Origin of the sequence: Idiomarina sp., assembly GCF_019431395.1 — a bacterium.
GTDB lineage: Bacteria > Pseudomonadota > Gammaproteobacteria > Enterobacterales > Alteromonadaceae > Idiomarina.
On record NZ_CP080268.1, the window covers coordinates 2,855,925 to 2,866,556 of the forward strand.

A 10,632-nucleotide genomic window follows, 5' to 3' on the forward strand; every position below is an offset into this window, starting at 1 on the left:
GCTGTTTGGCTTTTGTGTTTGACGAAATTCGCGGCTGTGGTAATTTATCGAAACATTCTGTTACATAAGGAAGTAACCCTATGCAGGCTATTATTGATTGGATTAATAACAATCAGGGCATGCTGATTGAGTACAGCATCAAGGTAATTATCGCCATTGTTATTATGGTGGTAGCGAGCATTGCTTCGCGTGTATTAACCGGTGTGATGCGCAAAGGCATGACCAAACGCGACGTTGATGGCGCAGTTATTGGTTTCTTGTCTGCTATTATCAAGTCACTGATTTTTATCGCTGCATTGATGGTAGCGTTGAATCAAGTCGGCGTAGAAACTACGTCATTTATCGCCATCTTAGGTGCGGCCGGTTTAGCGATTGGTTTAGCACTGCAAGGGTCACTATCTAATATAGCCTCGGGTGTGTTGTTGATCATGTTCCGCCCCATGCGTGCAGGCGAATATGTTGAGTGCGGCGGTACCGCGGGTACAGTCGAAGAAATTAATATCTTCCAGACCATTCTGAAAACACCGGACCGTAAAGTGGTTTACGTACCAAATTCACAGGTTATTGGCGGCACGATTACCAACTATAACCGTGAGGACTTACGCCGTATCGACTTGGTCATTGGGGTGAGTTACAGCGCTAACTTGCAAAAAACCAAGCAGGTTTTAATGGATGTTATCACCAGTGATGAACGGGTGTTGGCGGATCCTGAACCGAATGTCCGGGTGACGGCTTTGAATAGTTCATCGGTCGACTTTATTGTCCGCCCATGGACCAAAACAGATGACTACTGGCCAACCTACTGGGATTTACTTGAACGCATCAAAGATCGCTTAGACGAAGAAGGCATCGGCATCCCATTTCCACAAATGGATGTGCATATGCACAAAAACCAGGAGTAGGCTCCGGCTTCGCCGTCGCGGGTTAGGCTTGAGCTTCGCACTCGCGGTATAGAGCTTCGCTGGTTTGGGCTCGCTACGCTCGCGCTATACCGGCCAAAGGCCCTACCCCGCGAGCGCAGCGAGCCTAAACCGGCCGAAAGGCCTATCCGCGAGCGCAGCGAGCCTAAACCCGTGCGCCGAAGGCGGCACGCTACACCGCGAGTGCGACGCACAAGCCCGACCCGCGAGCGCAGCGAGCCTACAGAGCGTTATCCAGGTCGGCGATGATGTCGTCGATGTGCTCGATGCCGATGCAGAGACGAATGGCTTCGGGTTTTACACCCACCTTGGCTTGTTCTTCGGCGCTTAGCTGGCGGTGTGTGGTTGATGCCGGGTGGCATGCCAGGCTTTTCGCATCGCCAATGTTAACCAAGCGCTTAAACAGTGCCAGCTTGTCATAAAAACTCACACCGGCTTCAAAGCCACCTTTAATACCGAACGTCAGCAAAGATGCCGGTACACCGCCACTAATATACTTTTGCACCAGCTCATTATGCGGATGATCCGCGCTGCCGGCGAAATTAACCCATTCCACCTGCGGGTGTTGTTGCAGGAATTCCACTACCCGAACGGCATTTTCGCAATGACGCTCCATCCGCAGCGATAATGTCTCTAATCCCTGCAGTAGTAAAAAAGCGTTAAACGGCGATAGCGCAGCGCCGGTATTACGCAGCGCAACCGTGCGCACGCGGGCAATAAAAGCAGCAGCCTCAAAAGCATCGGTATACACAATACCGTGATACGCCGGCTCAGGGCTGCTGAACTGAGGGAAGCGGTCCTTGTGCTTAAGCCAGTCGAAACGACCGGAATCAACGATCAATCCACCGACCGAGTTACCATGGCCACCGATATACTTGGTTAACGAGTGCACTACGATATCCGCACCAAACTCAATCGGTTTACACAGCACCGGCGTTGCAACGGTGTTGTCCACCACCAACGGTACGCCGGCGTCGTGCGCGACCTTCGCCAGGCCTTCGATATCGGCAATATTGCCCGCCGGGTTGCCGATGGACTCGCAATAAACGGCTTTGGTATTGCCGTCTATTACTTTAGCAATGTCCTCAGGCTGGTCACTTTCGGCAAAGCGCACGTCAATACCAAACGACGGCAGCATGTGTTGAAACAAGGTAAAGGTACCGCCGTAAAGTTGCGGCGTGGTAACAATGTTGTCGCCCTGTTTAGCCAGAGTAATTAGCGCATATTCAATAGCGGCCATGCCGGATGCCACAGCCAACGCGGCGATGCCATGCTCGAGCTCCGCTACACGCTGCTCTAAAACGTCATTAGTGGGGTTCATAATGCGTGAATAAATATTACCGGGTACGGCTAAATCAAATAAATCAGCGCCATGTTGGGCATTATCAAATTCAAACGCCACCGATTGATAGATAGGCGTTGCCACCGACTTGGTGGTGGGATCAGTCTGGTAACCATGATGGATTGCCAGGGTTTCGTCTTTAAAACGTGTTGTCATAATACAGTCTCCGGTAATTCAATTTCGCTGTTTAATTCAGGTATAAAATGAGCAAGCGGCCGCGCATAGTCGGCCACGTTCTTAATAAAACCATCATGGCCATAAGGCGTTTCGATGCTGATATAACTGTGGCAATTAGGTAATAACGCTTCTAATTGCGAGGTAAGGGCTGCAGGCGCAATGCTGTCCGAACTAAAACTGACTATCTGTACCGGGCAGCTAACTCGTGCCGGGTCAATCGCATAGTCATTCAGGGCAGGGGTTAAATGGGTAAATAGTGTATTGGCCTGTTTGCCGTGATTGCGAAGTAAGCGCTCACCTTGCGCTAAAATGTATTGCAGGGCGTCGTCCGCGTGGCTAAAGCGCTGTTCAAATTCATCTGCGCTGCGATAGGTCAGCATCGCCAGCGCGCGGGCTAAAATTACGCCTTGCTGTTCGTTTTCGGCGTGTTGCAGCAACAACTGCTGAAATGATCGTAGCAGTGCAGATTGAATCGAGGGTTTATGAGCGGCTCCCAATATTGCTAAGCGTTTAAGGTCAACCTGTTTATTTGTTGCCGCCAGCTGCAAACCGAGTACCCCGCCAAAAGAACCTCCCAGCCAGGCACTGATATCAGTTAATCCCAGTTTAACTAATGCGTCAGCATAAGCCTGCGCATGCTGGGCAACAGTCAACGGCTGATCAGGCGTATCAGAACCTCCAACACCACCGAGATAATCAAAACTAATCACCTGCACGTCATCTGCCGGCGCAAATACCGAATACAACGACTGCCACCAGCCACTGCCGTCTAGCTTCCACAGTTGCCCCGAGCCGCTTATCCCGCCTTGCACTACGACCACGGGAGCATCCGTGCGACCACTGTCCGCAGCATAGCGAAAGCCTTTAACCCGACCAAAGCGGGTCTCGACATAAAATGAACGCCCAACAGGTAAAACCATAACCACCTCCTATCTGAAATGGCACAATCGCAAATAGCATTCCAGCTGTCAAGATGTTTAGACGTCTAAATTTTCGCTGCGCTCACGGGCTTTACCCCTGCGGGGTGGCTCTTGGCCCCTTTGGGGCGGCTGTTGGCAGCGAGCCTTCGGCTGCTGCGGCTTTTTGTGCTGCGCACGGGTGTTACCGCCCGGAGGGCAAACAGCCGCAACGAGCGAAGCGATGTTGCAAACAGCCGCTCCGCAGGAGCCAAGAGCCACCCCGCAGGGGTATAATTCCGCGAGCGCAGCGAGCATAAAAGCTTGCGCGAAATCGTGTAGATATGTATAATCCACGCGCAACATGAATCCCGTTACGGAGTGTTGCAATGCTGCGAATCGCCCAAGAAGCCCTGACCTTTGACGACGTCTTACTCGTTCCCGGACATTCCACTGTCCTGCCCCATCAAGCCGACCTGCGCACTAAATTAACGCGCGGAATTACCCTGAATATCCCGTTAATCTCAGCGGCGATGGATACCGTGACTGAAGCACCGCTGGCCATTGCGTTGGCGCAAGAAGGGGGCGTCGGTTTTATTCACAAAAACATGACCGCCGAGCAACAAGCTGCACACGTTCGTAAAGTTAAAAAATACGAAAGCGGTATGGTTACCGACCCGGTGACAATCCAGCCTGATACCACTATCGGAGAGATTAAAGCGCTGACTGCCGAGCACGGCTTTCAAGGCTTCCCTGTGGTTGAGAAAAACGGCGACTTGGTCGGTATCGTAACCGGTCGCGATACGCGTTTTGAAGATGATGACAGCAAAACCGTTAAGCACATCATGACCGGTAAAGACCGTCTGGTAACCGTGCACGAAACCGCTGAAAGCGAAGAAATTCTGCAACTGATGCATGCCCACCGCATCGAGAAAATCCTGGTTGTTGATGATGCCTACAAACTAAAAGGCATGATCACCTTAAAAGACTTCGAGAAAGCCGAAAACAAACCCAACGCCTGTAAAGACGAACTAGGCTCTTTACGCGTGGGCGCTGCGGTTGGCGTTGGTCCGGGTACCGAAGAGCGAATTAAACTGCTGGTCGAAGCGGGTGTCGACGTGCTGCTGATTGATACCTCGCACGGTCATTCGCAAGGCGTTATTGACCGCGTTGCACAAACCCGTAAAGAGTATCCAAATTTACAAATTATTGCCGGTAACGTCGCCACCGCAGCGGGCGCAAAAGCGTTAGCTGAAGCAGGCGTGGATGCGGTAAAAGTGGGCATTGGCCCGGGCTCTATTTGTACGACCCGTATCGTCACTGGTTGTGGCGTACCACAGATCACAGCAATTTCTGACGCTGTTGATGCGTTAAAAGGCACGGATATTCCGGTTATCGCGGACGGCGGTATTCGTTTTTCCGGTGATATCGCCAAAGCACTAGTTGCCGGCGCGCACTGTGTAATGGTCGGTAGCATGCTGGCGGGAACCGAAGAATCGCCGGGCGAAGTCGAACTCTATCAGGGTCGTTATTACAAATCCTATCGCGGCATGGGCAGCTTAGGTGCAATGAACCAACGTAATGGTTCATCTGATCGTTACTTCCAGAAGTCGGACGAAGCCGAAAAATTAGTACCGGAAGGTATCGAAGGACGCATCGCCTACAAAGGCCCGATTTCTGCGATTATTCATCAACAAATGGGCGGTATTCGCTCAGCGATGGGCCTGACCGGCTCTGCCGATATCGATGAATTACGCACCAAGCCGCAGTTTGTCAAAGTGACTGCAGCGGGCATGGGTGAATCGCACGTGCACGACGTACAAATTACCAAAGAAGCGCCGAACTACCGTAGCTCTTAAGTTAACGCGTAAAAAAACTGGACTATAGAATGACTCAAGATATTCATGATCATCGCATACTGATTTTAGATTTCGGCTCGCAATACACGCAGTTGATTGCCCGCCGTATTCGTGAAATTGGCGTTTACTGTGAACTATGGGCGTGGGATGTCGACGACCAGGACATCAAAGATTTTGCGCCCAAAGGCATTATTTTGTCGGGTGGGCCGGAAAGCGTTACCGAAAAAGACTCGCCGCGAGCGCCTGACTATGTCTTTGAAGCGGGTGTACCGGTGCTGGGTGTATGCTATGGCATGCAGACCATGGCGCATCAGCTGGGTGGTTCAGTACAGGGATCGTTAGAGCGTGAATTTGGCTACGCGCAAATCGAACTGGTGGAAAAAAGCCCATTATTTGAAGCTATCGAAGACGCGGTTAGCGAATCCGGTGCGCCGTTGCTGGACGTTTGGATGAGCCATGGCGATAAAGTCGATGCCATTCCGGAAGGCTTCCACACCGTTGCCAAGACGTCTTACTGTCCGTTCGCTGCGATGGCGGATGAACAACGCCGTTTTTACGGCGTGCAATTCCACCCGGAAGTGACTCATACCCGTCAGGGCATGCGCATGCTGGAGCATTTTGTCAGCGGCATTTGTGGCTGTGAGAAGAACTGGACGCCGGCGCAGATTATTGATGATGCGATTGAGCGCATCCGCGAACAAGTGGGCAGCGACAAAGTCATTTTAGGCCTGTCAGGTGGCGTTGATTCATCGGTCACCGCCATGTTGCTGCACCGCGCGATTGGCGAGCAGCTAACCTGTATTTTCGTTGATAATGGTTTGTTGCGCTTGAATGAAGCCGAACAGGTGATGGAAATGTTCGGTGACCATTATGGCTTGAATATTATGCCGATTGCTGCTGAAGATCGCTTTCTGGATGCGCTGAAAGGCGAGAATGATCCCGAGAAGAAGCGTAAAATTATCGGTAATACCTTTATCGAGATTTTCGACGAAGAAGCGGCTAAGTTGACCGAAGTTGACTGGTTAGCGCAGGGCACGATTTATCCGGATGTGATCGAATCGGCCGGTTCAAAAACCGGTAAGGCGCATGTGATTAAATCACACCATAACGTGGGTGGCTTACCGGAGGACATGAAACTGGGCCTGGTTGAACCACTACGTGAATTATTTAAAGACGAAGTGCGTAAAATCGGTCTGGAACTGGGTCTGCCGTATAACATGCTTTATCGCCATCCGTTCCCGGGACCGGGTCTGGGTGTGCGGGTACTGGGCGAGATCAAAAAAGAGTACTGCGATTTGCTGCGCCGTGCCGATGCGATCTTTATCGAAGAGCTGCACAATGCGGACTGGTACCACAAAGTCAGCCAGGCTTTTGCGGTATTCCTGCCGGTGCGTTCAGTGGGCGTGATGGGAGACCAGCGTAAATATGACTGGGTTATCGCCATCCGCGCCGTCGAGACTATCGACTTTATGACCGCACGCTGGGCACATCTGCCTTACGAGCTGCTGGAAAAGGTCTCTAACCGTATTATCAACGAAGTGAACGGCATCTCGCGGGTAACTTACGATATTTCCGGTAAACCCCCTGCTACTATTGAATGGGAGTAGGGCCTACGGCCGGTTTGGGCTCGTGCTTCGCACTCGCGGTTTAGGCGCTTCGCGCGGTATAGGCTCGTGCTGCACACTCGCGGTTTGAGGTCTATGGCCGTTATACCGCGAGCGAAGCGAGCCTAAACCGGCGCAGCCCTAAACCGCCCGAAGCGCCTATCCAGCGAGCCTAAACTGCGAAGTTTTTGCTTTGAGGTTGTCTTCAGCGGTAATGTCCGCCAATAGCAAAAATATAAATGTAGTTGTCATCGTATTTGTAAATGAGGCGGTCATAGCGTGACAAACGTCGTGACCATAGCCCGGACAAACTGTGTTTCAGCGCTTCGGGCTTGCCACTCCCGCGTGCGGGGTCACCGCGTAACATTTCTTTAAGTAGCTTACATAAATTCTGATGAAGTCGCTGGTCTTTACGGCGAAGTTGTTCATAAGCACTCCAGGTGTTTCCCTCAAAGACCAGTGATCTCATCGATTTCCTCTTCCGTGGGTTGGTAACCACCGCGTTCCATTTGCGTGGCCGCCGATTCGGCAATTTGTTGCATCAAATCGGTATTCTGTAAAACATAGAGTGTTTCTTGCTCTCGTTCCCAGTCATCAGCACTCATTACAACGAAGGCCTCGCCGGAACGGCGTGTGACTTTCAACGGAGTATGGTTGCTAACTGATTGTTCAACAAAGAATTTAAGCTTATCTCGGAATTGGTTAACGCTGACAGTATCCATCAATGCCTCAATTATGTACGGAAACTATGTACATATTAGTCGTGCGTCGTGATAAAAGCAATTTCCTGGGGCTTCGCCGAGGGCTCGCGGTATAGGCTCGCTTCGCTCGTGGTTTAGGCGCTTCGCGCGGTTTAGGCTCGTGCTTCACACTCGCGGTTTAGGCGCTTCGCTCGCGGTTTAACGGCCGTAGGCTCTATACCGCGAGTGCGCAGCACGAGCCTAAACCGGCGCAGCCCTAAACCGCGCAAAGCGCCTATCATTCACTCCGGGCTTTGAGTTCGCCTTTGGCTAACCGGATGTTCAATTCCGTGCCTGCCGGCGCCTGCTCGCTATCCCGGATAACCCTTCCTTGCCTATCTCGTACGATAGCGTAGCCGCGTTCGAGGGTGTTCAGCGGGCTGACGATGTTCAGGGCTTGTAAAATGCTGCGTTGCTGCTCGGTTTTTTGCTTAAGCAACCGGGTAATGGCGGGGCTTAAGCGCTGTTGCAGGTCACTCAAACGGCTTTGGTAACGCGCCAGATCTTTTTGTGGGTGTAGCGCCTGTAGCCGGCTCTGGCGCCTGTAGCCGGCTCTGGAAATAGCTTTCACGCTGAAGCAACCGTTGTAATTGCGACTGCATCGCACGGGTTGCACGTGCCTGTAGCTCATCGGCGCGTTGCGCTTGCTGCTGCAACTGACGTTGCGGGTGCTGTTGCTGTAAACGGATTTGTAAATGGCGGAACTGCTGCTGGCTTTGGGTAATTTTACGCTGTTGCGCCAACATCAGCCGCTGATGCAGTGCTCTCAACTGTTCCCGACTTTGGCTGCGGTCTTTACTGACCACCTCGGCTGCAGCCGACGGGGTTGGCGCACGCAGGTCGGCGATAAAGTCGCAAATGGTAAAGTCAATTTCGTGGCCGACGGCGCTGATCACGGGCATCGGTGCATCAATTAACATCCGTGCCACGCTTTCGTCGTTAAAGCACCACAAATCCTCAATCGAACCACCACCCCGGCCGACAATCAAAACATCAACTTCGTTGCGGTTAAACGCGCTTTGCAGCATGTGTTTTAGCTGCGGGATAGCGGCTTCGCCCTGCACACTACTGGGGTAAATAATGACTTCCAGTTGTGGATCGCGACGTTTGATTACCGCTAAAATATCCTGAATAGCAGCGCCGGTAGGGGAGGTCACCACGCCAACACGGCGGATAGACTCAGGAAGCGGGCGTTTACGTTCGTTAGCAAACAGCCCTTCCGCGGCCAATTTGGCTTTAAGCTGCTCAAACTGCTGCTGCAGTAAACCCTGGCCGGCATCTTCAATGTGCTCGACAATCAGCTGATAATCACCGCGCGGGGCATAAACGGTCACCCGCGCACGCACTAAAACCTGTACGCCGTTTTGCGGGCGTATTTTCGCGCGCTGGTTATTGCCGCGAAACATGGCACAGCGGATCTGCGCTTTATCGTCTTTAAGGGTAAAGTACCAATGGCCCGAGCCCGGCGCAGCAAAGTTAGACACCTCACCCACCAGCCAGACATTGCCAAACTGCTGTTCCAGCGCCGCGCGAATGTCGTTGTTAAGTTTTGATACCGAGTAAATATCCATCATGCTCACTTTGTTCGCGTTGTCGGCTCGCTGCGCTCGCGGTGTAGACGCTTGGCGTGGGATAGGCTCGCTCTGCTCGCGGTGTGGGCGCTACGCGCGGTTTAGGCTCGCTTCACTCGCGGTATACCGGCCAAAAGCCTTAAACCGCGCGAAGCGCCTAAACCGCGAGCGCAGCGAGCCTAAACCGTGAGTGCGCAGCACGAGCCCAGCCCGCGAAGGCCCAGCCTGAGCCTACAGCGCAATATCGATCCAAACCAACCGGTGATCAGAAGAAGCGCCGCGCTCGGCCATCAGCCGATAACCTTGCTGACCTTTAATAGGCCAGAACACGCCGGCGTCCTTAACAATCAAGTCGCTTGAAGGTAGCACATAATCTACGCGGTTGCGCCACGCAGCGGTGTGGTACTCCGAGCCATCAATGTCAGGCGAATGGCGCTTGCCGCCTTTACTCATCGGCCAAACGTCATTCACGCGCGGGTGATCCAGTAGCTGCTCGATGGCACCTTCAACGCCACCGCGGCCCGGGCCGGCATTTAAATCACCCAGCACCACAAACGAGGCGTCAGCACCTAAACCGCCGCGTTGACCGTTGTCGTCATAAATGTAGTTATCCGCACCCGGGGTAATGTAGTCACGGATTAAACGGATTTCGTCATAATTCTTCATACCATTGCGGTTTTCCGGCCCATCAAAGCTCGGCGGTGTCGGGTGCGCAGCAAGCAAATGCACAACACGCTCGCCAATCATGACCGGCACGTCCCAGTGCGACTTAGAGCTTAGCGGGAACTGCGCCATAACCTCCGGCGAGTACCAGGTTTGCTCGGTCAACTGGCCGTCGGCGTCCGGCACCATGGGTACATATTGACCCGGCATGTCCTGCCATAAAAAATGCTGGAAGGTGCGTGCGCTGTCAGCGGCTAGCGGATATTTTGACAAAATCACCATGCCGTACTGGCCGGGATACCAGCCAAAGCCCCAGGCATCGTTACCGCGACCAGTTGCTTTGCCGTCACGATTCAAATCAAACGGCGACGGCACACCGGTGTTAACAGGTGCCATATAAATATGGTCATAATTCAGCGGCTCTAAACCGTTTTGCGACTGGCCCAGATAGTCGCGCAAAAACACGGCCACACCGCGTTCACGTTCAACGTAGTCAAATTCATTCAACAGGACAATGTCGGGCCGCACCTGTTGCAGTATTTCCGCAATACCGGCAATTTGTTTGTTACCCGCACTTAATTGCCCGGGAATCGGCGACTCAGTCACTGTTGGCAACTGCTCATAATCAACATAATTACTGGCATCCATACTGACGTTAAATGTCGCAATTCGGATGCGATCGGAAGCGAAAACAGAGGAAGAAACCATGAAAAGAGTCGCAATTAAAAAAAAGTGAAAACGCATAAAGCCCATAACCACGCCTTGTGAAGAACCGCTGAGACAGTTTTTTACAATAAAGGTTCAACACACACTAGGCAAGCGCTCAATATTTAATTAAAATGCGCCACACAAATGACACA

The 10,632-nt window shown here is 52.4% G+C and carries 8 protein-coding genes and 1 pseudogene; 3 read left to right on the forward strand and 6 right to left on the reverse strand.

The window, feature by feature from the left end:
- Positions 1–80: 80 nt before the first annotated feature.
- Positions 81–902, forward strand: a complete 822-nt coding sequence (locus KZ771_RS13860; RefSeq protein ID WP_290653942.1) for a mechanosensitive ion channel domain-containing protein — start codon at positions 81–83, stop codon at positions 900–902.
- A 238-nt stretch (positions 903–1,140) separates the two neighbouring features.
- On the opposite strand, the gene KZ771_RS13865 is transcribed toward KZ771_RS13860, so the two are convergent.
- Together KZ771_RS13865 and KZ771_RS13870 are read right to left on the reverse strand one after the other, a co-directional pair.
- Positions 1,141–2,418: an O-acetylhomoserine aminocarboxypropyltransferase/cysteine synthase family protein gene (locus KZ771_RS13865; RefSeq protein WP_290653943.1), complete on the reverse strand. Its 1,278-nt coding sequence runs from the start codon at positions 2,416–2,418 to the stop codon at positions 1,141–1,143.
- On the reverse strand, positions 2,415–3,359 hold the full coding sequence (locus KZ771_RS13870) for an alpha/beta fold hydrolase (RefSeq protein ID WP_290653944.1): 945 nt from the start codon (positions 3,357–3,359) through the stop codon (positions 2,415–2,417). Before KZ771_RS13870 ends, KZ771_RS13865 begins: the two co-directional genes overlap by 4 nt.
- A 365-nt stretch (positions 3,360–3,724) precedes the next feature.
- On the opposite strand from KZ771_RS13870, the gene guaB reads away from it, so the two are divergent.
- Positions 3,725–5,194 (forward strand): IMP dehydrogenase, encoded by a 1,470-nt coding sequence (gene guaB, locus KZ771_RS13875; protein WP_290653945.1) that lies wholly within the window; start codon positions 3,725–3,727, stop codon positions 5,192–5,194.
- Positions 5,195–5,223: 29 nt separating this feature from the next.
- On the forward strand, positions 5,224–6,801 hold the full coding sequence (gene guaA / locus KZ771_RS13880; RefSeq protein WP_133538648.1) for a glutamine-hydrolyzing GMP synthase: 1,578 nt from the start codon (positions 5,224–5,226) through the stop codon (positions 6,799–6,801).
- A gap of 202 nt (positions 6,802–7,003) precedes the next feature.
- On the opposite strand, the gene KZ771_RS13885 is transcribed toward guaA, so the two are convergent.
- From KZ771_RS13885 to KZ771_RS13905, 4 genes and pseudogenes are all read right to left on the reverse strand, one after another.
- Entirely contained in the window at positions 7,004–7,267 is a 264-nt protein-coding gene (locus tag KZ771_RS13885) for a Txe/YoeB family addiction module toxin (RefSeq protein ID WP_290653946.1), read from the reverse strand.
- Positions 7,248–7,520 carry a type II toxin-antitoxin system Phd/YefM family antitoxin gene (locus KZ771_RS13890; RefSeq protein WP_290653947.1) on the reverse strand — a complete coding sequence of 91 codons (273 nt, stop codon included), beginning with the start codon at positions 7,518–7,520 and terminating at the stop codon, positions 7,248–7,250. The genes KZ771_RS13885 and KZ771_RS13890 overlap by 20 nt, the downstream gene beginning before the upstream one ends.
- A gap of 256 nt (positions 7,521–7,776) precedes the next feature.
- Positions 7,777–9,109: pseudogene (gene xseA / locus KZ771_RS13900) on the reverse strand (exodeoxyribonuclease VII large subunit).
- Between the two features lie 231 nt (positions 9,110–9,340).
- The gene (locus tag KZ771_RS13905; protein ID WP_290653950.1) at positions 9,341–10,480 is read right to left on the reverse strand and encodes an endonuclease/exonuclease/phosphatase family protein; all 1,140 of its coding nucleotides are present in this window, start codon (positions 10,478–10,480) and stop codon (positions 9,341–9,343) included.
- Positions 10,481–10,632 lie beyond the last annotated feature (152 nt).

Bases quoted from the DNA above. Each gene is read 5' to 3' on its own strand.
- KZ771_RS13860 (WP_290653942.1), top strand. From the start codon at position 81: ATGCAGGCTATTATTGATTGGATTAATAACAATCAGGGCATGCTGATT.
- KZ771_RS13865 (WP_290653943.1), bottom strand. From the start codon at position 2,418: ATGACAACACGTTTTAAAGACGAAACCCTGGCAATCCATCATGGTTAC.
- KZ771_RS13870 (WP_290653944.1), bottom strand. From the start codon at position 3,359: ATGGTTTTACCTGTTGGGCGTTCATTTTATGTCGAGACCCGCTTTGGT.
- guaB (WP_290653945.1), top strand. From the start codon at position 3,725: ATGCTGCGAATCGCCCAAGAAGCCCTGACCTTTGACGACGTCTTACTC.
- guaA (WP_133538648.1), top strand. From the start codon at position 5,224: ATGACTCAAGATATTCATGATCATCGCATACTGATTTTAGATTTCGGC.
- KZ771_RS13885 (WP_290653946.1), bottom strand. From the start codon at position 7,267: ATGAGATCACTGGTCTTTGAGGGAAACACCTGGAGTGCTTATGAACAA.
- KZ771_RS13890 (WP_290653947.1), bottom strand. From the start codon at position 7,520: ATGGATACTGTCAGCGTTAACCAATTCCGAGATAAGCTTAAATTCTTT.
- KZ771_RS13905 (WP_290653950.1), bottom strand. From the start codon at position 10,480: ATGGTTTCTTCCTCTGTTTTCGCTTCCGATCGCATCCGAATTGCGACA.